The organism is Salmonella sp. SAL04162 (genome assembly GCF_046551535.1).
GTDB lineage: Bacteria > Pseudomonadota > Gammaproteobacteria > Enterobacterales > Enterobacteriaceae > Salmonella > Salmonella enterica.
In genome coordinates, this window is the sequence record NZ_JBGDVX010000011.1 from 115,069 (window position 1) to 135,892 (window position 20,824).

The following is a 20,824-nucleotide window of genomic DNA, read 5'->3' on the forward strand; positions in this document are numbered from 1 at the left end:
GTTAAGCCACATCTCAGAACCTGTTACGTCCTGGGCAAGAAACTCGACGAGCTTTGCAGATAGTCAAAGAACCATCTGATGATGAAGCTGAACTGCGGGATGAGCTGCGATTTGCTCCAGTCTTCGCTTTTCGACAAGCCGGTAAAGGTATCAAGGAAGAACAGAATGGCGGCGACAATCAGCGCCCCTCGCAGTGCGCCGAAACAGATCCCCAACACCCGGTCAGTTCCCGACAGGCCGGTCTTTTCTACTAGCTGACCTATCACAAAATTCACGATAGCGCCGACGATAAGCGTCGCGATAAACAGTACCGCGATAGCAATCCCATTACGAACCAGTTCGTCTTCAAAGCCCGTAAACCAGACAGACAGGTAAGTGTAGTAGTGACTGGCGACAAAGAAAGCACAACCCCACGTCACCAGCGATAACGCTTCACGAACAAAGCCGCGGATTAGGCTAACCAGACAGGAAAAAGCAATCACCGCGATAATGGCGTAATCAATCCAGACCATAGATGTCCCACGATTTTACGCCCTGTCGTCCTGTTCGGGGCGCATTCTAACAGAAAAAGAAAACGTTTGCGTAGGGATTTCCTTCCCACGCGTAAATAAAAATGGCGCTGAAAAAATATTCAACGCCATCACACTTTTTATCTCTTCGGGCACGACCAGAAGAGCTGCCATCGGCCTGATAAGCGCAGGATACCAGGTTTATTCCTTCTGCCGGATGGCGGCGTAAACGCCTTATCCAGCCTACAGGACTTCGGCTATTACCAGATGAACACCGTAGGCCTTAACGCTGCGCAGTCGGGCAAAACGCGCCTTAGTTCGGGCTATATCCCATCACCACGCCGCTTAACCCGGAAATCTGCTTGAGCTCGCCAAGCGATCCTTTCATCTTATCTTTCGACGCATCCGGCCCGACGAGAATACGGGTTATCTTACCCTGTACCGGCGTTGAGGGGGAAGTATAAACCCGGAACCCGGCGGAACGAAGCTTGCCGACTATCTCGTTGACTTTATCCGCGTTTTTCAGCGCGCCCAACTGTACGACATAAGCTTTGCCGGTCGGCGCAGGTTTATCGTCGGCGGCCGGTTTCGGCGCGGGCGTCGGCGTGGAAGCGACGACAACCGGCTGTTGCGGTTTAGGCTGCGGCTTCGGTTTTTCAACCGGCTTCGGTTTAGGCGTCTCCGCCGGTATCGGATCAAGCTCGACATTGTTAGACGCCATGCGCGACGGGTCCAGCGATGGCGCTGCCGCATCTCCCGCCCGCACCTCTTCAGCCGCCCCTTCCGGCGGCTGTGTCGGTAGCGCCTGCGTTGCGGCAGGCATCATATCCGGCTCATCGCGGTCGCCAGGCTTCGGTACCAGTGGAATCGCAGCAAATTCATCCTGATAATGCTTTTTCTGTCCGTCCAGCAGACCGGGAAGCACAATAACCCCCAGCGCGACTAACACAATCGTGCCGACTAAACGATTCTGAAACTTACTCGCCACCGATTCTCCCCGCGTCTATCACTTCCATAACATGTGCGACGGTGTGGAACGATCCGCACACCAGCACGGTATCTTCTGGCTGCGCCGCGTCGATAGCGGCCTGCCATGCCTGCGCGACGCTATCATAGACATTCCCTTTCCCCAGATGTTCCAGAAGTTGTTCCGCCGTCGCGCCGCGCGGCCCCTCTAACGGAGCACAATACCAGTCGTCAACCACGCTTTTCAACCAGGCTAACGTGCCGGCGATATCTTTATCATGCAGCATACCAATCACCGCAAGCACGCGCCCGCGTTTCGGCAACATTTTCAGACGACCCGTCAGGTATTCCGCCGCGTGGGGATTATGGGCGACATCAAAGATAACGCGCGGCGACTCACTCACGATTTGAAAACGTCCCGGCAAGGTAGCCTGCGCAATACCGTCGCGAATCGCCTGCTCGTCAATGTTCAACCTGCTGGCGCGCAGCGCGGCCAGAGCGGTGGCGGCATTCGGCTGAGGAACCTGCGGCAACGGCAGTCCGGCAAGCGTGCCGTCGCCATCGGTAAACGCCCAGTGGGTCGCTGTCACCTCATAACGCCAGTCAACGCCGCGACGCCGCAACAGCGCGCCGGTCTCCTGCGCGACATCCGCGATGGTTGCCGGCATTTCCGGTTCGCCGACGATAGCGGGTTTTTCCGCGCGAAAAATCCCGGCCTTCTCGCGGCCGATACTTTCGCGATCCGGCCCCAGCCAGTCAGTATGGTCAAGCGCGATGCTGGTAATTACCGCTACGTCGGCATCCACAATGTTCGTGGCGTCCAGGCGGCCGCCCAACCCGACCTCCAGAATCACCACGTCAAGGTTAGCCTGTTTAAACAGCCACAATGCCGACAACGTACCATATTCAAAATAGGTCAATGAAATATCGCCGCGCGCCGCTTCTATTTCCGCAAAGGACGCGGTATGCGCGGATTCCGCTAATTCTTTCCCCTGCACGCGCACGCGCTCGGTGTAACGTACCAGATGAGGCGAACTATAGACGCCCACACGGTATCCCGCCGCGATTAACACCGACTCCAGCGTTCGACAGGTCGTACCTTTACCGTTGGTTCCCGCCACGGTAAAAACGAACGGCGCAGGCTTGAGGATGTCCAGACGCGCTGCCACCTGGCTTACGCGCTCAAGGCCTAAATCGATACTCTTGCTGTGCAGGTTTTCCAGATAAGAAAGCCACGAGGCCAGGGGCGACGCAGCTTGAGGTATAGATTTGTTTTTCATTGATTCCGCTGCTTCTTTACGGTGAAAAGCAAAAGGGCAGAGCCTGCGGCCCTGCCCTTTTCAGTTATCAGGCCTCAGACTCCTGATCCGGCGCCGGAGGCACCACCACGCCTTCACGCGGGGCGTCCGGGTTCGGCGCGGGCAGATTCATCAGCTTCGCCAGAATGCTCGCCAGCTTCAGGCGCATTTCCGGGCGGCGGACGATCATATCAATAGCGCCTTTTTCGATCAGGAACTCACTGCGCTGGAATCCCGGCGGGAGCTTCTCACGGACGGTTTGTTCGATAACGCGCGGGCCGGCGAAGCCAATCAGGGCTTTTGGCTCGGCGATGTTGAGATCGCCCAGCATCGCAAAACTGGCGGAAACGCCGCCCATCGTTGGGTCGGTCAGTACAGAAATGTACGGTAAACCGCGTTCCTGCATTTTAGCCAGCGCCGCCGAGGTTTTCGCCATCTGCATCAGCGACATCAGCGCTTCTTGCATACGCGCGCCGCCGGAAGCAGAGAAACACACTAACGGACAGTTGTCTTCCAGCGCCTGTTCAACGGCGCGAACGAAGCGTGCGCCAACGACAGACCCCATTGAGCCGCCCATGAACGCGAATTCAAACGCGGCGGCGACAACCGGCATACCGTGAAGCGTCCCTTTCATGACCACCAGCGCGTCTTTCTCGCCGGTTTCTTTCTGCGCGGACGCCAGTCTGTCTTTATATTTTTTGGAGTCGCGGAACTTGAGCACGTCTTTTGGCTCCAGCTCGCTACCCAACTCCACAAGGGAACCTTCATCTAACAGGCTATGCAGGCGATTGCGCGCCGACATGCGCATATGATGGTCACACTTAGGACAGACCTCAAGATTACGTTCCAGCTCAGCGCGGTATAAAACCTGACCGCAGCTATCACACTTGGTCCACACCCCTTCAGGAATGCTTGCCTTGCGGGTGGGAGTAATGTTGCTTTTAATTCGTTCAATCCAGCTCATTGGTGACCTTTCTGCCTGAACCTTAGTCAGCTTTATTATAAGGGGCGCATAATGCCATTTTTGCCCCCAACAGACCATGAATGTTGCACATTAAAACATAACAGCCCGAAACTTTGGATAAAAAAGTGGTCGAACCGCTGAGTTACTTTCTATTTTGCGGCACGCGACGCAGCGCGCTTATGCCGAATAATCTCGATGACGCCAGGTAATATCGAAACCACGATAATCCCCACAATCAGCAGCTTAAGGTTATCCTGAATCAACGGTATCGTACCGAAGAAATAACCGGCGTAGGTAAAGAGCAGCACCCACAGCAGCGCGCCGATGACGTTATAGGCGGCAAAATGCCGATAGGACATGTGCCCCATCCCTGCCACAAACGGCGCAAAGGTTCTGACGATCGGCACGAAGCGAGCGAGAATGATAGTTTTACCGCCGTGTTTTTCATAAAACTGGTGGGTTTTATCCAGATAACTGCGGCGGAAAATTTTCGAATTCGGATTACTGAACAGTTTTTCGCCGAACAGTCGACCAATCGTGTAATTTACCGCATCGCCGACAATTGCGGCGATCAGCATTAACGCCACCATGACATGCACATTGAGATCGTTGGTTTCCAGCGAAGCCAGCGCCCCGGCGACAAACAGCAGCGAGTCGCCCGGCAGGAACGGCGTGACGACCAGGCCGGTTTCACAAAACAGAATCAAAAACAAAATAGCGTACACCCAGACGCCGTACTCCGCGACCAGCTCCGCCAGATGCACATCGATGTGCAGAATAAAATCAATAATAAAGTAGATCAGGTCCATATTTGTCTTTGCCTTTCTACCCGACACGTTTCGGGTGTACGATTCGGATTAGTCCGCCAGAAATAGCGGGCCCATTGGCGGTTTTGGAAGGTCAAACCGGTCAGGGTAATCCACCGCAACCAAATATAGCCCCTCCGCCTTCGCCGTTGCCGCCGCCAGCGTTCTGTCCCTGGCCGCTAACAGCTCTGCGATCCAGCTCTCCGGCTGGTTGTGAGCGCCTACTTCCAGCAGGCTGCCGACAATATTCCTGACCATATGATGAACAAAGGCATTCGCTTTGATATCGACCACCACATAAGGGCCGTGGCGGGTAACGTTGATGTGCATCACATTACGCCACGGCGTGCGCGACTGGCACTGCACCGCGCGAAACGAGGTAAAATCATTTTCGCCAAGCAGACACTGCGCCGCGCGATGCATCCGCTCTGCATCCAGTGGCTCATAGTAATGCGTCACGCCTTTTGCTAATACCGCAGGACGCAGTCGATGATTGTAGATGATATAGCGATAACGGCGAGCCGTAGCGCTAAATCGCGCGTGAAAATCATCCGGTACAGTTTTCACCCAGCGCACGGCAATGTCACCAGGCAAATTCGCATTTACCCCCAGCGTCCATGCCGCATCTTTGCGCAATGCGGTCGTTTCGAAATGGACAACCTGCCCGGTGCCGTGAACGCCGGCATCGGTACGCCCGGCGCAGAACACGTTAATAGGTTCATTTGCCACCTGCGAGAGCGCTTTTTCCAGCTTTTCCTGCACGCTGCGCACTTCATTCTGACGCTGCCAGCCATAATACTTGCTGCCGTCGTACTCAATACCCAGCGCAATTTTATAGACCGGCGATGATTGCTGTCCGGACATCAGTACAGATACTCCTGCACCAGCTTCTCCGCAATTTTAACGGCCATCAGCGCGCCGCCGAAACGCACGTTGTCCGCCACTGACCAGAACTGAATTTGTTCCGGCATACCGTAATCATTATGCACACAGCCAATAGAAAGCTGTGGATTGCCGGAAGCGTCGCCCACCTGCGTCGGGTAATCCGACTCTTCTGACAGTACGATATCTTCACCGCGGGAAAACGCCTCGCGCGCCTCTTCCGCCGCCAGCGGACGGAGCGCTTCAAAGCTCACCATCTGCGCATGGCCATAGAACACCGGCGACTGCACGACACTGGCGGAGATCATCACGCCATCGTCCTGCAAAATTTTACGCACTTCATCGACGATACGACGTTCCTGGCGCACGCTGCCTTCACGATCCGGCAGCAGCGGCAGCATATTGAACGCCAACTGGCGGCCAAAGAAATCATCTTCATCAATCGGTATGCCGTTAAGCAGCTTCGCACTCTGTCCGGCCAGCGCATCGACCGCTTTTTTCCCCTGCGCGGACGCTGATAACATACTGGTGACGGCGATGCGCGACAGTCCCCCCTGATCGATTAACGGCTTGAGCGCCGCCAGCAGTTGACTGGTCAGACTATCGGCGACCGCAATCACGTTACGGTTACGGTAATCCGCCAGTACATACGGGTTAACTTCCGGCACGACCAGCGGCACATCAGGCTCCAGCGCAAACAGACCGCTGGAATCTATCACCAGGCAGCCTGCATTGGTCGCGTCGTCTATCCAGGCAGCCGATGCCTCTGCGCCGGCAACGAAAAACGCCAACTGCGCCTGCGTCCAGTCAAAGTCCGCCGCATCCTGGACAATGACCGACTTGCCACCAAAACGGAGGTGCTCGCCCGCGCTTTCATGACGCGCCAACGCATAAATTTCACCGACCGGGAACTGGCGTTCAGCCAGTGTTTCAAGCAGGGCTTCGCCTACGGCGCCCGTTGCGCCCAGAATGGCAATGTTCCAGCCTTCAGACATGGTGATTTACTCCAGAAATACATAAGCGTCCCTGTCGCATTATTCGACAGGGAGCATTAAGAAGACATTAATGTGCCGGGTGATGAACAGCGTTAAAACCTAGCTTACACAGCAAGGCGGCTGCCGTTTCGTCGTCACACATCACGTATAAAGACGACCATTCACGGCGCTCAAGATAATTTTTACGCAATTTATCAAATTCACCCGGAATTCCAGCGACTTTACGCAGTGGCGCATCGTCGCGGCGCACATCATACACCAAATGCGCCAGTCTTTTCAGCGTCGGTTGATCCAGCGGGCCATGAAGCGTAATACGACCAAACTCAGGCGCAGGCAATAATGTCTCCAGCGCGACATGCTGCTCGCGACCGATAAACGCGCTATACGCCTCAAAGACCTGGGTGGTGCCGCGCGCTTTGCCTTCCAGCGTATAGCCGGCAATATGCGACGTGCCGATATCCACGGCTTCCAGTAGCGCGACGTTAAGATCCGGTTCGCCCTCCCACACATCAAGCACCACGCTCAGCGGCTGCCCGGCATTAAGTCGCGCCAGCAACGCGGCGTTATCCACCACCGGACCGCGGCAGGCGTTAATGAGAATGGCGCCGGGTTTCAGTCGACGGATCAGCGTCTCATCGGCCAGATGCAGCGTTTTGTACGGTCCGTCTTTATAAAGCGGCGTATGGAAAGTCAGGACATCCGCTTCCTGCACCAGCTCATCCAGCGTACGAAAATCACCCTCGTCCCCGCGTGCGGCGCGTGGCGGATCACACAGCAACGTGCGGATACCTAACGCTTCAAGCCTGGTCTGTAGCCGGCTTCCGACGTTACCCACGCCGACAATCCCTATAGTGCGATCGCGTAACGAAAAGCCGTCACGTTCGGCCAGCATCAACAGCGCGGAAAACACATACTCCACCACGGCGATAGCATTACAGCCGGGCGCGGCTGAAAAACCGATGCCCGCCTGCTTCAGCCATGCCTCATCCACATGATCGGTGCCTGCCGTAGCAGTACCAACGAAGTTAATCGGCGTGCCGCTCAGCAGCGATTCATTCACTTTCGTGACCGAACGCACCATTAACGCATCGGCATGGTTCAATTCTTCAACGGGGATCGGGCGACCCGGCACTGCCTTTACCTCACCCAGGCGGCTAAATAATTCGCGGGCGTAAGGCATATTTTCATCAACGAGAATTTTCACGACTGTCGTACCTGTTTGAGAACGAGAGTTAACCGGACAAGTGTGCCATAATCTGGCCGCCAGGCATATATTGCTCAGATTTATGGTTAAAGGATAATTAATTATGCATCCCATCTCCGGCGCCCCCGCACAGCCTCCAGGCGAAGGGCGTAATCCTCTTTCCGCTGCGAGCGAGCAGCCGCTTTCCATGCAACAGCGTACGGTACTGGAAAGGCTGATCACGCGCCTGATTTCACTGACCCAGCAGCAAAGCGCGGAAGTATGGGCCGGAATGAAACACGATCTGGGGATAAAAAATGACGCGCCGCTACTGTCGCGCCACTTCCCCGCCGCTGAACAGAATCTTACCCAGCGTCTGGGCGTAGCGCAGCAAAATCACGCCAATCGTCAGGTGCTTTCACAGCTAACAGAGCTGCTTGGCGTCGGGAATAATCGTCAGGCCGTCAGCGATTTTATCCGTCAGCAATACGGTCAAACCGCGCTTAGCCAGCTTACGCCCGATCAACTCAAAAACGTGCTGACGCTCCTGCAACAGGGGCAACTTTCCATTCCGCAGCCGCAGCAACGTCCGGCAACGGATCGGCCATTATTGCCTGCTGAACATAATACGTTGAATCAGTTGGTGACGAAGCTGGCGGCCGCGACCGGCGAGTCAAACAAACTTATCTGGCAATCAATGCTGGAACTCTCCGGCGTGAAAAGCGGCGAGCTCATTCCGGCAAAACAGTTTACTCATCTGGCGACATGGCTACAGGCGCGGCAGACGCTGTCACTACAACACGCGCCTACGCTACATACGCTGCAGGCTGCGTTAAAACAACCGCTTGAGCCAGACGAGCTCACAGCGATCAAAGAGTATGCCCAACACACTTATCAAATTCAGCCGCAAACGGTGCTGACCACCGCCCAGGTGCAGGACTTACTTAACCATATTTTCCTGCGTCGCGTAGAGCGGGAGGCGAATGAGCTCGAACCGCTCTCTATTCAACCCATCTACCGCCCGTTCGCGCCGATGATTGAAACCGTGAAAAATCTGTCTGCACGGCCAGGCCTGTTGTTTATCGCGCTAATAATTGTACTGGCGCTTTTCTGGCTGGTTTCTTAACCGCGCCGGAACGATAATATCGTCACCAGGATGCCAACCACCGCGGAGATCGCTCCCGCGAGGAATACGGAAGGATAGCCGCATGACGTGGCCAGCATGCCCGCCAGCGGGCCGGTAACGCCGTAGGAGATATCCTGAAACGCGGCGTAGCCGCCGAGCGCCGTACCGCGTACCTGTGCAGGTACGCGTTTCACAACCTCCACGCCCAGCGCCGGGAAAATCAATGAACACCCTGCCCCGGTGAGCGCCGCGCCTACCAGCGCTATCCAGGCCGTCGGCGCCAGCCACAAGAGCAGCAGTCCTGCCGTCTCAACCAGCAATGAGACAACGGCGACCTTCACGCCGCCAAAGCGGTCCGGCATCCAACCGAACAATATGCGCATCAGTACAAACGCACCGCCAAACGCGGTCAGGGTGAATCCCGCCATCGTCCAGCCATTGCTGACAAAATAAAGTGAAATAAACGTACCGATGACGGCAAAGCCCACGCCCTGCAATGCCAGGCCCAGGCCCGGTTTCCAGATAAGCCCGACCACGCTCCACAGTGAAGGTCGCTCCCCCGTATACGCTGGCACTTTACGCACGGTGCCGTTGAATGCCCAGGCCAGCAGCGGTAAAACCATCGTCGTTCCCGCCAGCGCCGCGAAGCCAAAGTGGCTATGGATCAGCAAGCCCAACGGCGCACCGGCCGCCAGCGCGCCGTAAATCGCCATTCCGTTCCACGACATCACCTTACCGGAACGCGTTGGGCCAACCAGCCCCAGTCCCCAGGTCAGGGTTCCGGTCAGCAGCTGGCTTTCGCCGAAACCGAGAATTAAGCGCCCGACAATAAGCAGCGCGAATTTTACCGGCGCGGAAACCGGCAACAGCGCGGCCAGGAGCCAGGCGGCGCCCGCCAGCCCGCAGGCAAACATCCCCTGTAACGCCGATCGTTTAGCGCCATATTGATCCGCCAGCCGTCCGGCATAGCCGCGCGTCAGTACCGTCGCAAAAAACTGAATGCCCACGGCGATCCCAACCATCGTATTGCTATAGCCCAGTTCGTGATGGACAAAAAGCGGGATGACGGGTAACGGCAGGCCGACCGTCATATAGGTCAGGAAAACCGCAAAGGCGATGCGGAACAGCGAAAAATTCGCAGACGGGGTCGTTGTTTTTTGGCTAACTGCTGTCATGCATTACTCCAGAATGCAGAGTAAGGCGGGGAAAGGCCACGCCCCCCTCTACCTGAACGTCAGGATTAAGGTGCGTTGGATAACGTTAAACGCTTACGCATTATCGGAAGGATAATGTAGAGAGTGAAGTCTGCCTGTGAGACGCGAAACTTGTCAACCTTGAAATTGCAGCCAGGGTATCAACGTGGCGGCGTGTCATCAAACAGAAAGGGAAAGACCGCTTTCATCCCTCTCACCTTAAACCGTCCGGTCACCTGCTTGCGCTGTTCTGGCGTCAGTAACCTGAACATCATCTCCCAAATATCTTCAGGCTCCGCTTCCTGTAAGGAAATGGGTTCTGGCGTCGGTTCCTCTCCGCTGTCGTCCAGATAACGATGAACATAAAGAGGGAAAACAGATATATGAAACTCCTCGGCCTTTGATTTAACACGCTTACGCCTGACCCCCTCTTTCCCTTCGCTGTACTTATACAAACGTTCGCGAACCGCAGGCTCGCTTCCCGGAAACCCCGGCAAGCCAAGACATTCCTTAACCGTGAACCATTCCTTTGCCATCGGTTTCTTTCCTTTCCTTTGATGAAATAAAAATATTTCTTCTTTTGCGCGAAATTTTGCTTTCTTTCTGGCACTATTCTTAGAGTGAAAAAGAAAGTAACTTTCTTTTTCTCACGCTAATTTTCACTTTAAAAATATCGGTGCCGATAACACATCTTCTTAGGATTACAGAATGGAACCAAAAAGCCAAGACTGGCATCGTGCAGATATTAAAAGTGCACTGGAAAAAAGAGGTATTACGCTCAGAGATCTTTCTCGTCAGGCCGGTTTATCACCTGACTCACTGCGCAATGTCTTTACCCGCTCCTGGCCGAGAGCTGAACGGATTATTGCGGACGCGCTGGGCATCACGCCGCAGGAGATCTGGCCGTCGCGCTATGGCGATATGCAAATAAAAAATGATGCCAATACCGCAGAATAATAGTTAATGTTGAATAAATTGGCCCTAACTTATCAATCTCAACAATTAATAAATATTTAAACTTATTCTATTGAAAATAGTAATAGCACTATTTGTCATGCTTCCCGAATCAAATACTGTTAAAGCATTACGTCATTGCTATTACGTATTTTATTAACAGGAATCATTATGAGTTGGGATAAAAGAATGGCGGTTAATTATGCCAAAACGCATGCAGGTTCTCATTCTCAAGGCCGGTGTGCGGAATTTACCCGAAAGGCAATTCAGGCGGGCGGTATCACGCTGGGGCATACATATCATGCAAAAGATTATGGCCCAATGTTAAGAAGCGCCGGATTCACCGCTATTGGTACCTATGAAATGCCGCGCGAGGGTGACGTCATCATTATTCAACCTTACGCTGGCGGCAACCCGAGCGGTCACATGGCGATATATGATGGCACAGAGTGGTATTCAGATTTTAAACAACGCGATATGTGGGCCGGCCCGGGCTACCGGGCAGCCAGGCCCTCATATACCATCTACAGGAAGAATTAATGAAAACGTTCTCCCTTGTCGCGCTTATCCTGTTGCTTTGTAGTTGCTCTGCGCCTCATCACGACAGTACGCAGGCCGTGAAGCAGTTCTATACCTCATGGATGACGACGTTCACGAACGATGTGAATCCCCCTGACGACACCACCGCCTTAATGCAACGTTACGTCGCTAAAGAGGTTATTCATCGCCTGGCGCTAATACAGTCCCTTTATGAACAGGAGATTGTGGGGGCTGATTATTTTATGTATGCGCAGGACTATGCGCCAGAGTGGATTCCACAGTTACGGGTTGGGAAGGCACACCCTTTCCTCGGCGGAGAAAAAGTGGATGTTCTGTTGGCTACAGAGTCAACGCCCATCCACCTGGAAGTTTATACCCGTTGGGAAGAGGGACGCTGGAAAATTTACCGCGTTCGGGATGCTGATAAGGGTTATGAACAGCCGATTTATGACGCAGGCGCCATCACCCAGGCTGAGGCCTGGTCAGCGAAAGTCGCGCCGGAATATAAGAAGCATTAAAAAAGGGAACCGCCATCGGTCTCTTGTTCGTACCGGAGAGGTTAAAGCGCCTATTGCATCAGGCGCTTATTCCGTCGCTGAAAACAGTAAGCCGAAAATAACCCAGGCATTATTTAAAATATGAAGTATTATCGGTATCATTAGCCCACGACTTCTCATTCGAACAACGCATAATATCGATGAAAAAACAAACAGATAAACAAAAGTCACCGCAAAGAGATATTGTGTATGCATAAATGCAAAAGCGAGTGAGGTAATAATAATACCGGAAACTCTTGAGTACCGACCCCAACCGATACTGCTGTTTAATAAAAACCCTCTGAATATAATTTCCTCCGCCACAGGAGCCAGAAAGCACATCGCCAGCGTGTTAAGAAATTTATGAAGAAAAAATTGCCTTGATAACTCGGCCATCCAGGGTTCCGGGCCACTAAAAGCATTGTAGAGAACGGTAAGGCACACCAGGGCCAGCGCCGGAAAAAAACATTCCACAAATGATAAGCGGCCCAATGATAAAAACGGATAATACTTTGAATAAATACTCCAGGCGGCAATCGCATAGACAAAAACAATACTATATATAAAAGGCGCAGCCAGACCTGCCAAATAAAGCCAGGCATAGGAAGGCGAAAATGAGGCAAAAACAAAAATGCCAAGCAAACCAAATAAAACAGCCACACAACTCAAACTATGCCTAATTTTATCTAATGTATTAGTTGGCATTTATAGAATATCCATATAATTTGTTGTTCCCTGAATGAAAAAACAGGTCGCATTAGCGACCTGTTTCATTATTGATACTACAACGTAATAGTCAGGCTTACAACTTACGCATCACCAGCGTGGCGTTGGTGCCGCCAAAACCGAAGCTGTTAGACATTACAGTAGTCAGTTCACGCTCGGTCGTTTCGGTCACGATGTCCAGACCCGCAGCCTGCTCATCCAGCTCTTCGATGTTGATACTCGGCGCGATAAAACCGTGCTCCAGCATCAGCAGAGAGTAGATAGCTTCCTGCACGCCTGCGGCACCCAGCGAGTGGCCGGTCATCGCTTTGGTCGCGGAGATAGCCGGGCTGTTATCGCCAAACACTTCACGGATTGCACCGAGTTCTTTCACGTCGCCTACCGGAGTAGAGGTACCGTGAGAGTTCAGGTAGTCGATCGGCGTGTCTACGCCGTGCATCGCCATCTGCATGCAACGTACTGCGCCTTCACCAGACGGAGCAACCATGTCTGCGCCATCGGATGTTGCGCCGTAACCGACGATTTCCGCATAGATATGCGCGCCGCGCGCCAGAGCGTGTTCCAGCTCTTCGACAACAACCATACCGCCACCGCCTGCGATGACAAACCCATCACGGTGCGCATCATAGGTACGGGACGCTTTTTCAGGCGTATCGTTATATTTGGTGGACAATGCCCCCATCGCGTCGAACTCACAGGCCATTTCCCAGCACAGCTCTTCGCCGCCGCCAGCAAAAACGATGTCCTGTTTGCCCAGTTGGATCTGTTCAACCGCATTGCCGATACAGTGTGCGGAGGTCGCGCAAGCGGAGCTAATGGAGTAGTTCACGCCATAAATTTTAAACGGCGTAGCGAGGCAGGCGGAAACGCCGGATGCCATTGCTTTCGTCACCACATACGGGCCCACGGCTTTCAGACCACGCGGGCTACGCATGGCGTCTGCGCCAAAGACCTGGAATTTCGGGGAGCCGCCGCCGGAACCTGCAATCAGGCCGACACGCGGGTTATTCTGATAGACTTCCGGCGCCAGACCGGCGTCGGCCACTGCCTGCTCCATAGACAGATAAGCATAGATGGAGGCGTCGCTCATAAAGCGCACGACTTTGCGGTCAATGAGGCCAGTGGTATCCAGTTTTACGTTGCCCCATACCTGGCTACGCATGCCGGCGTCCTTCAGCTCCTGAGAGAAAGTGATCCCTGAACGTCCTTCACGCAGAGATGCCAGGACTTCCTGCTGGTTATTACCGATGCTGGAAACGATGCCCAGGCCAGTAATCACTGCACGTTTCATTCAATACCTCTGTAATTCGCACTATTTTTAAGTTTCGATTGGCACAATAGCGTACACTTGTACGCCGAACAAGTCCGATCAGCCATTTAGTAAGGAAATTTGCGCCATCAGGCACACATCGTTAAGATCGCGATACCGCCCGTCAGACGAGTAACTTACGTGAAACAATACGCCATACAACCCGCCACACTCGAATTTAACGCTGAGGGTACACCTGTTTCCCGAGATTTTGATGATGTCTATTTTTCTAATGACAATGGACTCGAAGAGACACGCTACGTTTTTCTTGGCGGCAATCGTCTTGCGGAGCGATTTCCCGTACATTCACATCCATTATTTATAGTCGCGGAAAGCGGTTTTGGCACCGGACTCAACTTCCTGACGCTGTGGCAGGCGTTTGACAGCTTTCGTTCTGCGCACCCACAAGCGACGCTGAAAAGGCTACATTTCATCAGTTTTGAGAAATTCCCGTTAACGCGCGGCGATCTGGCGCTGGCGCACCAACACTGGCCGGAGCTCGCGCCCTGGGCAGAGCAGCTGCAGGCGCAATGGCCGCTGCCGCTCCCGGGATGCCACCGCCTATTGCTGGATCGGGGCCGGGTGACGCTGGATTTGTGGTTTGGCGATATTAATGAACTGACCGACCAACTGGACGCCACGCTGAATCAAACAGTCGACGCCTGGTTCCTCGACGGTTTTGCCCCGGCGAAAAATCCGGATATGTGGACGCCAAACCTGTTTAACGCGATGGCGCGGCTGGCGCGGCCCGGTGCAACGCTGGCGACGTTTACCTCGGCGGGTTTCGTTCGTCGGGGATTACAGGAAGCCGGTTTTACCATGCAAAAACGCAAAGGCTTCGGACGTAAACGCGAGATGCTTTGCGGAGTGATGGAACAACACCTCATGCCGACCCTTTCCGCGCCCTGGTTTTACCGCAGCGGAAGCGAAAAACGTGAAACGGCAATCATTGGCGGCGGCATCGCCAGCGCGCTGTTATCACTGGCGTTACTGCGTCGCGGCTGGCAGGTGACGCTCTATTGCGCGGACGACCAGCCCGCCCAGGGCGCCTCCGGTAATCGACAGGGCGCGCTTTATCCGCTCCTTAGCAAACATGACGCCGCCATTAATCGCTTTTTCCCGACCGCATTCACCTTTGCCCGTCGCCTGTATGATGCCCTGCCCGTCTCTTTTGATCATGACTGGTGCGGCGTGACGCAGCTCGGATGGGATGAGAAAAGCCAGCAGAAAATTGCCCAGATGCTGTCCCTGGCGCTGCCCGCCGGACTGGCCTCGGTGCTCGATGCCGAAGAAGCGGAACAGGCGGTTGGCGTGACGACACGCTGCGGAGGAATTACCTATCCGGCAGGCGGCTGGCTGTGCCCGGAACAATTAACTCGCGCAGTCATCGCACTGGCGACCGAACAGGGTTTACAAACGCGCTTTCGCCATACGCTCACGTCGCTCGTTGCGCAGGAGTCGCGCTGGCAACTGCGCTTTACGTCAGGTGAAACCGCCAGCCATGAGACCGTCGTCCTGGCGAACGGCCATCAGATTAACCGTTTTGATCAGACCCGGCCGCTACCGGTGTATGCCGTCGGGGGGCAGGTCAGTCATATTCCCACCACCCCCGCCCTCTCGGCGTTGCGTCAGGTGTTATGCTACGACGGCTATCTGACGCCGCAAAATCCGCATAATCAGCAGCACTGTATTGGCGCCAGCTATCACCGGGGCGATGAAAGCACCGTCTGGCGCGAAGAAGATCAGCGTCAGAACCGACAGCGTCTGCTTGACTGTTTTCCGGATGCGAAATGGGCCACAGAGGTTGACGTTAGCGGCAACAGCGCCCGTTGCGGCGTGCGTTGCGCCACCCGCGACCATCTGCCGATGGTGGGCAATGTCCCGGATTACCACGCCACGCTGACGCATTATGCCGATTTAGCCGATAATAAAACGTCGGCGGCGCCTGCGCCTGTGTATCCGGGTTTATTTATGCTCGGCGCGCTGGGATCGCGTGGTTTGTGCTCAGCGCCATTATGCGCAGAAATTCTGGCGGCGCAGATGAGTAACGAGCCGATTCCACTGGATGCCGGTACGCTGGCGGCGTTAAATCCGAATCGGTTATGGGTGAGAAAGTTATTGAAGGGAAAAGCGGTGAAGTAATGGGCCAGTCAATAGCGGAAGGCGGCAAGCGTCGCCTTCCGGCCCTCGGCGTTATTGTTTTGCCTTGTCGAACAAATTGTCCCACATCGCTTTGACTAACGCCTGATCGCGTGGCGACAGTTCGCCAGCGCCGATCGCTTTTTCCAGACTTTGGCTAACGTTGGCATAGACCGCCTCAACGGAGTGGTCATCACCGCTCTCCAGCTCGGCAATGGCTAACGTCAGGTGGCCACGCAGGTATCCACTGGCAAAAAGCTCATCGTCGCTGGCGTGCTCTACCATATCGTCAATTAATGCCAGAATGCGTGATTCAAACTCCGCGATCATCTTCTTTCCTCATTGTAAACGTGGCGCTGGCTTTAATTAAGCGCTTCCGGCCACGGGAACTGTTCCGCCTTAAGTTCGGGCGTGTGATAGTAATTCTGTAGCGCTTTGATGAAGCGGGCCGGACGTTCAGGAATGCCCTGCTCCAGATACGCCATTACCTGCGCATGAACCCGGCGCTGAAACGCCACGCGATCCGGCTCAATATCGCCTTCCAGATTGTCGCAACTGACGTTAAAGGGATACCCCGCCGCCACGCAAAACAACCAGTCGAAAGCCTGTGGCTTCACCTCAACGTCTTCGAATTGACTTTGGGTCTGCGCGTCGCGTCCGTCCGGGCAGTACCAGTAACCAAAGTCAACCAGTTCGCGGCGCGCCTTACCGGCGATACACCAGTGAGAAATCTCATGCAGCGCGCTGGCGTAAAACCCATGCGCAAAGACGATGCGGTGGTACGGTACCTGCGCGTCAGCAGGAAGATAGATCGGTTCGTCGTCGCCTTTAATCAGACGGGTATTAAATTCTTCGGCAAAGCAGCCGTTAAAAATCTCAATTAACTGTTCGTAATGGTGCGTACTGTTCATTAATTCATCCCCAACCAGTGGAGGATCTCCTGTCCGTGGCTATCATAAAGTAACCTGGCGCTCATCACCGCCGAGACAATAACGATCATCGGTCTGATAAGTTTTTGGCCTTTGCTCAACACCAGACGCGACCCCATTCGCGCCCCTAAAAACTGACCAACCAGCATCACGAAGCCCGTCGCCCAGATCACTTTGCCGCCGATGATAAATAACAGCAGGCCGCCAACGTTGGAGGTAGCGTTAAGCACTTTGGCATGTGCCGTGGATTTCGCCAGGTTATAGCTACATAAGGTGACAAACGCCAGAGCGTAAAACGACCCGGCGGCAGGCCCGAAAAAACCGTCGTAAAACCCGACGCATCCCCCGGCTATCAGCGCGAACGGTAATCCATACAGGCGGCGCTGGCGATCTTCCTCGCCCAGCTTCGGCATCAATAAAAAATAGAGGCCGATGAAAATCACCAGGATAGGCAAGATCTGGCGCAAAATATCCGCCTGCACGTGCTGCACCAGCAGCGCACCGCTCATCGAGCCAATGAACGTCATCAGAATATTGAGCTTTTGCTCCGCCAGGTTTACCACTTTACGGCGAATAAAATAGAGCGAAGATGAGAGGGAGCCGCCACACGCCTGTAATTTATTGGTCGCCAGCGCATTTGCCGGCGACATCCCGGCGGCCATCAGCGCAGGGATAGTGAGCAGCCCTCCGCCCCCGGCGATAGAATCAATAAATCCTGCCAGTACGGCGACAAAAAACAGTACCACCAGCAGCAGCGGGGAGACCATAAACAGATCATAAAAATTGTCCATCAGAGTACATGCTCATCCAGTAGCGCCTGGCAGGAAGGCGGCAACGGCGGCGGTGTCTTCTTCTCAGGCTTTGTGGTGCCAGGTTTTGGCGGTTCGAACCAGCTTTGCAGTTCAGCGCCGCATCCATCACCCGGCGGGGGTAAAGGTTGATCTTCGCACTCCAGGCTGTCGGCAGGGCAGCGTAAACGCACGTGCATATGCGCGCGATGCTGGAACCAGGGGCGTACTTTACGTAGCCAGTCACGATCGCTTCCGGCATCGAGGCAAAGCTGTTGTTTAATGGCCGGATTGACGAAAATACGGGTGACGTCATTGTCTTGTGCCGCCAGTTTGATCAGACTGGCGATATCCGACGACCAGCGCGACGGCACGACATGTTTACCGTCGCGGGACACCAGATCTAACGCCTGCGGGCGCAATAGCTGCGCCTGGCTCCAGCGCGTTTTCGGCAACTGCAAGAAAATATCCACATCAAGCCCGGTCTGATGACTGGCGTGTCCGCCATTAAAGCGGCCTCCGGCAGGCATCCCCATGTCGCCTATCAGGACGGTTCCGAGCCCCCGTTGCTGCGCCTGATGACTCAACCGCTGGATAAACATGACCAGATCCGGGTGGCCGAAATAACGGCGCTGATCGGTGCGCATCACCTGATAATTATCGGACTGTACCGGCAACGTGTCGGCGCCAATGATGCATCCGTTGGCAAAGCTACCGATAGACTGGGCTGCGCCGGGGACAGGATGAGTTATTTTCTGCCACGGCGTCGCCGCCAGGCTGGCGCTACTGACAAACCATGCCAGCAGCGCAATCGCGGTTTTTTTCATTTCTTACCAGCGTGGAATCTCTGTCTTTACATCCGCATTCTGTGCCCGATGGCGCAGCAGGTGATCCATCAGCACGATCGCCAGCATGGCTTCTGCGATCGGCACTGCGCGAATCCCCACACACGGATCGTGGCGCCCTTTGGTGATCATCTCGACTTCTTCACCCATCCGGTTGATCGTACGTCCCGGCACGGTAATGCTGGAGGTAGGTTTCAGCGCCATATGCGCCACAATGTGTTGCCCGCTACTGATGCCACCGAGGATGCCGCCAGCGTGGTTGCTCTGAAAACCCTGCGCCGTGATTTCATCGCGATTCTGGCTGCCGCGCAGCGCCACCACGTTAAATCCTTCGCCGATCTCCACGCCTTTCACCGCATTGATGCTCATCAGCGCATGGGCGATGTCCGCATCCAGTCGGTCAAACACCGGTTCGCCAAGCCCTGCCGGCACGCCGCTCGCCATCACCGTCACTTTCGCGCCGATGGAGTCGCCCTCTTTTTTCAGCGCGCGCATCAGTTCGTCCAGCGCGTCAAGTTTGTCCGCATCGGGACAAAAGAACGGATTAAGCTCAACCTGACGCCAGTCTTTAATCTCCAGCGGAATGTCGCCCATCTGGCTCAGGCAGCCGCGGATTTCGATGCCGAACTTTTCCGCCAGGTATTTCTTGGCAATCGCCCCTGCCGCTACGCGCATCGCGGTTTCACGCGCGGAAGAACGTCCACCGCCACGGTAATCGCGCAGGCCGTATTTCTGCTCATAGGTGTAATCCGCGTGTCCCGGACGAAAAACATCTTTAATCGCGCTGTAGTCCTGCGAGCGCTGATCTGTGTTTTCAATCAGCAGGCCAATGCTGGTGCCGGTCGTCACGCCATCAAACACGCCGGAGAGAATTTTTACCTGATCCGGTTCGCGGCGCTGAGTAGTATAGCGCGAGGTGCCTGGGCGGCGTCTGTCGAGATCGTGCTGCAGATCGGCCTCCGTCAACGGGATGCCGGGCGGCACGCCATCGACGATACACCCAAGCGCCAGCCCGTGTGATTCGCCGAAAGTGGTTACGCGAAAGAGTTGTCCAATTGTGTTTCCTGCCATCACGGCTCCGTTATCGTTGTTGTCGTTTGCGTGTTTTAATCTTTATAAATATTGAAATGTTCACGGGCCGCGAGCAACTGCGCTTTGGTCAACATAAAGACGCCATCGCCGCCGTTGTCAAACTCCAGCCAGGTGAACGGCACATCCGGATACTGCTCCATCAGATGTACCATGCTGTTTCCGACTTCACAAATCAGAACGCCATCATCGGACAGATAATCCGGCGCATTCCCCAGGATACGGCGGGTCAATTTTAGGCCGTCAGTGCCGGACGCCAGCCCCAGCTCAGGTTCGTGGCGATATTCGTTCGGCAGATCGGACATATCTTCCGCATCGACATAAGGCGGGTTAGTGACAATCAGATCGTACTGAACTTTCGGCAGATCGCGGAACAGATCGGAACGGATTGGCGTCACGTGATGGATAAGACCGTGTTCTTCAATGTTATGCTCGGCGACAGCCAGCGCATCCGGCGAAATATCGACCGCATCAACCTCTGCGTCCGGGAAAGCATAAGCACAGGCGATGGCGATGCAGCCGCTACCGGTACACATATCCAGAATATATTTCGGCTGTTGGCTAATAAGGCCGGCGAAGTGGTTATTAATCAGCTCGCCAATGGGCGAACGCGGCACCAGCACGCGCTCATCGACATAAAATTCGTGGCCGCAGAACCAGGCTTTATTGGTCAGGTAGGCGACCGGGATACGTTCGTTAATGCGACGAATCACTCGCTCGACAATGCGGTGTTTTTCGCTGGACGTCAGCCGCGCGGTTCGCATATCTTCCGGAATATCCAGCGGCAGATAAAGAGACGGCAACACCAGTTGTACCGCTTCATCCCACGGGTTATCGGTACCGTGTCCATACCAGATATTCGCCGCGCTAAAGCGGCTTACCGCCCAGCGCAACATGTCCTGAATGGTATGCAGTTCACTTACTGCTTCATCGACGAAAATTTTATCCACGTATTCCTCCAGGGCATGCTCGCATTAAATTCGGCGGCTAGTTTGCCACGAAGACAGGGATAAATCAGCATTGACGCGGCGGGAGAATACGAAAAAT

General features: G+C 54.6%; 23 protein-coding genes. 5 read left to right on the forward strand and 18 right to left on the reverse strand.

Annotated elements, in window-relative coordinates; all coding sequences use genetic code 11:
- Positions 1–23: 23 nt before the first annotated feature.
- The 8 genes from cvpA to pdxB form a co-directional block, all read right to left on the reverse strand.
- Entirely contained in the window at positions 24–512 is a 489-nt protein-coding gene (cvpA, locus tag ACLJRH_RS19865) for a colicin V production protein (protein ID WP_000262102.1), read from the reverse strand.
- Between the two features lie 310 nt (positions 513–822).
- Positions 823–1,497, reverse strand: coding sequence for a cell division protein DedD (dedD, locus tag ACLJRH_RS19870; RefSeq protein ID WP_000157032.1), 675 nt, complete (start codon positions 1,495–1,497; stop codon positions 823–825).
- Positions 1,487–2,755 carry a bifunctional tetrahydrofolate synthase/dihydrofolate synthase gene (folC, locus tag ACLJRH_RS19875; RefSeq protein WP_000792275.1) on the reverse strand — a complete coding sequence of 423 codons (1,269 nt, stop codon included), beginning with the start codon at positions 2,753–2,755 and terminating at the stop codon, positions 1,487–1,489. Before folC ends, dedD begins: the two co-directional genes overlap by 11 nt.
- A gap of 67 nt (positions 2,756–2,822) precedes the next feature.
- Positions 2,823–3,737 carry an acetyl-CoA carboxylase, carboxyltransferase subunit beta gene (accD, locus tag ACLJRH_RS19880; RefSeq protein WP_000118383.1) on the reverse strand — a complete coding sequence of 305 codons (915 nt, stop codon included), beginning with the start codon at positions 3,735–3,737 and terminating at the stop codon, positions 2,823–2,825.
- 149 nt (positions 3,738–3,886) lie between these two features.
- Positions 3,887–4,546 carry a DedA family protein gene (locus ACLJRH_RS19885; RefSeq protein WP_000364317.1) on the reverse strand — a complete coding sequence of 220 codons (660 nt, stop codon included), beginning with the start codon at positions 4,544–4,546 and terminating at the stop codon, positions 3,887–3,889.
- 48 nt (positions 4,547–4,594) lie between these two features.
- On the reverse strand, positions 4,595–5,407 hold the full coding sequence (truA, locus tag ACLJRH_RS19890) for a tRNA pseudouridine(38-40) synthase TruA (protein ID WP_000016631.1): 813 nt from the start codon (positions 5,405–5,407) through the stop codon (positions 4,595–4,597).
- Positions 5,407–6,420, reverse strand: coding sequence for an aspartate-semialdehyde dehydrogenase (locus ACLJRH_RS19895; RefSeq protein WP_023136744.1), 1,014 nt, complete (start codon positions 6,418–6,420; stop codon positions 5,407–5,409). Before ACLJRH_RS19895 ends, truA begins: the two co-directional genes overlap by 1 nt.
- Before the next feature lie 67 nt (positions 6,421–6,487).
- On the reverse strand, positions 6,488–7,624 hold the full coding sequence (pdxB, locus tag ACLJRH_RS19900; protein ID WP_000699176.1) for a 4-phosphoerythronate dehydrogenase PdxB: 1,137 nt from the start codon (positions 7,622–7,624) through the stop codon (positions 6,488–6,490).
- Between the two features lie 103 nt (positions 7,625–7,727).
- Between pdxB and flk the strand changes: the two genes are divergently transcribed.
- Positions 7,728–8,729: a flagella biosynthesis regulator Flk gene (gene flk, locus ACLJRH_RS19905; RefSeq protein ID WP_000553396.1), complete on the forward strand. Its 1,002-nt coding sequence runs from the start codon at positions 7,728–7,730 to the stop codon at positions 8,727–8,729.
- Here flk and ACLJRH_RS19910 read toward each other — a convergent pair.
- Together ACLJRH_RS19910 and ACLJRH_RS19915 are read right to left on the reverse strand one after the other, a co-directional pair.
- Positions 8,726–9,904: an MFS transporter gene (locus ACLJRH_RS19910; RefSeq protein ID WP_000127728.1), complete on the reverse strand. Its 1,179-nt coding sequence runs from the start codon at positions 9,902–9,904 to the stop codon at positions 8,726–8,728. The genes flk and ACLJRH_RS19910 overlap by 4 nt on opposite strands.
- Before the next feature lie 179 nt (positions 9,905–10,083).
- Positions 10,084–10,458, reverse strand: a complete 375-nt coding sequence (locus tag ACLJRH_RS19915) for a hypothetical protein (protein WP_001051266.1) — start codon at positions 10,456–10,458, stop codon at positions 10,084–10,086.
- A gap of 172 nt (positions 10,459–10,630) precedes the next feature.
- Between ACLJRH_RS19915 and ACLJRH_RS19920 the strand changes: the two genes are divergently transcribed.
- The 3 genes from ACLJRH_RS19920 to ACLJRH_RS19930 all read left to right on the forward strand — a co-directional run bounded on the left by ACLJRH_RS19920 (position 10,631) and on the right by ACLJRH_RS19930 (position 11,934).
- Entirely contained in the window at positions 10,631–10,879 is a 249-nt protein-coding gene (locus tag ACLJRH_RS19920) for a transcriptional regulator (protein WP_000433429.1), read from the forward strand.
- A 168-nt stretch (positions 10,880–11,047) separates the two neighbouring features.
- Positions 11,048–11,416 carry an NlpC/P60 family protein gene (locus ACLJRH_RS19925; protein WP_000118256.1) on the forward strand — a complete coding sequence of 123 codons (369 nt, stop codon included), beginning with the start codon at positions 11,048–11,050 and terminating at the stop codon, positions 11,414–11,416.
- Complete coding sequence (locus tag ACLJRH_RS19930; protein ID WP_000847534.1) at positions 11,416–11,934, forward strand: YbjP/YqhG family protein; 519 nt, start codon at positions 11,416–11,418, stop codon at positions 11,932–11,934. The genes ACLJRH_RS19925 and ACLJRH_RS19930 overlap by 1 nt, the downstream gene beginning before the upstream one ends.
- Positions 11,935–12,000: 66 nt before the next feature.
- On the opposite strand, the gene ACLJRH_RS19935 is transcribed toward ACLJRH_RS19930, so the two are convergent.
- Positions 12,001–12,657, reverse strand: a complete 657-nt coding sequence (locus tag ACLJRH_RS19935; RefSeq protein WP_001142909.1) for a CPBP family intramembrane glutamic endopeptidase — start codon at positions 12,655–12,657, stop codon at positions 12,001–12,003.
- A gap of 97 nt (positions 12,658–12,754) precedes the next feature.
- Complete coding sequence (gene fabB / locus ACLJRH_RS19940; RefSeq protein WP_000817159.1) at positions 12,755–13,969, reverse strand: beta-ketoacyl-ACP synthase I; 1,215 nt, start codon at positions 13,967–13,969, stop codon at positions 12,755–12,757.
- A 159-nt stretch (positions 13,970–14,128) separates the two neighbouring features.
- Here fabB and mnmC point away from each other — a divergent pair, with 159 nt between their 5' ends.
- Positions 14,129–16,129, forward strand: a complete 2,001-nt coding sequence (gene mnmC, locus ACLJRH_RS19945; RefSeq protein WP_023136743.1) for a bifunctional tRNA (5-methylaminomethyl-2-thiouridine)(34)-methyltransferase MnmD/FAD-dependent 5-carboxymethylaminomethyl-2-thiouridine(34) oxidoreductase MnmC — start codon at positions 14,129–14,131, stop codon at positions 16,127–16,129.
- A gap of 51 nt (positions 16,130–16,180) precedes the next feature.
- Here the strand turns inward: mnmC and ACLJRH_RS19950 are convergent, their stop codons facing one another.
- The 6 genes from ACLJRH_RS19950 to prmB are packed head-to-tail and all read right to left on the reverse strand — an operon-like array spanning position 16,181 to position 20,727.
- Positions 16,181–16,456: a YfcL family protein gene (locus tag ACLJRH_RS19950; RefSeq protein ID WP_000559749.1), complete on the reverse strand. Its 276-nt coding sequence runs from the start codon at positions 16,454–16,456 to the stop codon at positions 16,181–16,183.
- 32 nt (positions 16,457–16,488) lie between these two features.
- Complete coding sequence (locus tag ACLJRH_RS19955; RefSeq protein ID WP_001089211.1) at positions 16,489–17,037, reverse strand: elongation factor P hydroxylase; 549 nt, start codon at positions 17,035–17,037, stop codon at positions 16,489–16,491.
- The gene (locus ACLJRH_RS19960) at positions 17,037–17,846 is read right to left on the reverse strand and encodes a sulfite exporter TauE/SafE family protein (RefSeq protein ID WP_023136742.1); all 810 of its coding nucleotides are present in this window, start codon (positions 17,844–17,846) and stop codon (positions 17,037–17,039) included. The genes ACLJRH_RS19955 and ACLJRH_RS19960 overlap by 1 nt, the downstream gene beginning before the upstream one ends.
- Entirely contained in the window at positions 17,846–18,670 is an 825-nt protein-coding gene (gene mepA / locus ACLJRH_RS19965; RefSeq protein ID WP_000750429.1) for a penicillin-insensitive murein endopeptidase, read from the reverse strand. The genes ACLJRH_RS19960 and mepA overlap by 1 nt, the downstream gene beginning before the upstream one ends.
- Positions 18,671–18,673: 3 nt before the next feature.
- The gene (gene aroC, locus ACLJRH_RS19970; protein ID WP_000918451.1) at positions 18,674–19,759 is read right to left on the reverse strand and encodes a chorismate synthase; all 1,086 of its coding nucleotides are present in this window, start codon (positions 19,757–19,759) and stop codon (positions 18,674–18,676) included.
- Between the two features lie 35 nt (positions 19,760–19,794).
- Entirely contained in the window at positions 19,795–20,727 is a 933-nt protein-coding gene (gene prmB / locus ACLJRH_RS19975) for a 50S ribosomal protein L3 N(5)-glutamine methyltransferase (RefSeq protein ID WP_001542329.1), read from the reverse strand.
- Positions 20,728–20,824 lie beyond the last annotated feature (97 nt).

What these genes read in the sequence shown, in the direction of transcription:
- cvpA (WP_000262102.1), bottom strand. Translation starts at nt 512, where the DNA reads ATGGTCTGGATTGATTACGCCATTATCGCGGTGATTGCTTTTTCCTGT.
- folC (WP_000792275.1), bottom strand. Translation starts at nt 2,755, where the DNA reads ATGAAAAACAAATCTATACCTCAAGCTGCGTCGCCCCTGGCCTCGTGG.
- accD (WP_000118383.1), bottom strand. Translation starts at nt 3,737, where the DNA reads ATGAGCTGGATTGAACGAATTAAAAGCAACATTACTCCCACCCGCAAG.
- ACLJRH_RS19885 (WP_000364317.1), bottom strand. Translation starts at nt 4,546, where the DNA reads ATGGACCTGATCTACTTTATTATTGATTTTATTCTGCACATCGATGTG.
- truA (WP_000016631.1), bottom strand. Translation starts at nt 5,407, where the DNA reads ATGTCCGGACAGCAATCATCGCCGGTCTATAAAATTGCGCTGGGTATT.
- ACLJRH_RS19895 (WP_023136744.1), bottom strand. Translation starts at nt 6,420, where the DNA reads ATGTCTGAAGGCTGGAACATTGCCATTCTGGGCGCAACGGGCGCCGTA.
- flk (WP_000553396.1), top strand. Translation starts at nt 7,728, where the DNA reads ATGCATCCCATCTCCGGCGCCCCCGCACAGCCTCCAGGCGAAGGGCGT.
- ACLJRH_RS19910 (WP_000127728.1), bottom strand. Translation starts at nt 9,904, where the DNA reads ATGACAGCAGTTAGCCAAAAAACAACGACCCCGTCTGCGAATTTTTCG.
- ACLJRH_RS19915 (WP_001051266.1), bottom strand. Translation starts at nt 10,458, where the DNA reads ATGGCAAAGGAATGGTTCACGGTTAAGGAATGTCTTGGCTTGCCGGGG.
- ACLJRH_RS19920 (WP_000433429.1), top strand. Translation starts at nt 10,631, where the DNA reads ATGGAACCAAAAAGCCAAGACTGGCATCGTGCAGATATTAAAAGTGCA.
- ACLJRH_RS19925 (WP_000118256.1), top strand. Translation starts at nt 11,048, where the DNA reads ATGAGTTGGGATAAAAGAATGGCGGTTAATTATGCCAAAACGCATGCA.
- ACLJRH_RS19930 (WP_000847534.1), top strand. Translation starts at nt 11,416, where the DNA reads ATGAAAACGTTCTCCCTTGTCGCGCTTATCCTGTTGCTTTGTAGTTGC.
- ACLJRH_RS19935 (WP_001142909.1), bottom strand. Translation starts at nt 12,657, where the DNA reads ATGCCAACTAATACATTAGATAAAATTAGGCATAGTTTGAGTTGTGTG.
- fabB (WP_000817159.1), bottom strand. Translation starts at nt 13,969, where the DNA reads ATGAAACGTGCAGTGATTACTGGCCTGGGCATCGTTTCCAGCATCGGT.
- ACLJRH_RS19950 (WP_000559749.1), bottom strand. Translation starts at nt 16,456, where the DNA reads ATGATCGCGGAGTTTGAATCACGCATTCTGGCATTAATTGACGATATG.
- ACLJRH_RS19955 (WP_001089211.1), bottom strand. Translation starts at nt 17,037, where the DNA reads ATGAACAGTACGCACCATTACGAACAGTTAATTGAGATTTTTAACGGC.
- ACLJRH_RS19960 (WP_023136742.1), bottom strand. Translation starts at nt 17,846, where the DNA reads ATGGACAATTTTTATGATCTGTTTATGGTCTCCCCGCTGCTGCTGGTG.
- mepA (WP_000750429.1), bottom strand. Translation starts at nt 18,670, where the DNA reads ATGAAAAAAACCGCGATTGCGCTGCTGGCATGGTTTGTCAGTAGCGCC.
- aroC (WP_000918451.1), bottom strand. Translation starts at nt 19,759, where the DNA reads ATGGCAGGAAACACAATTGGACAACTCTTTCGCGTAACCACTTTCGGC.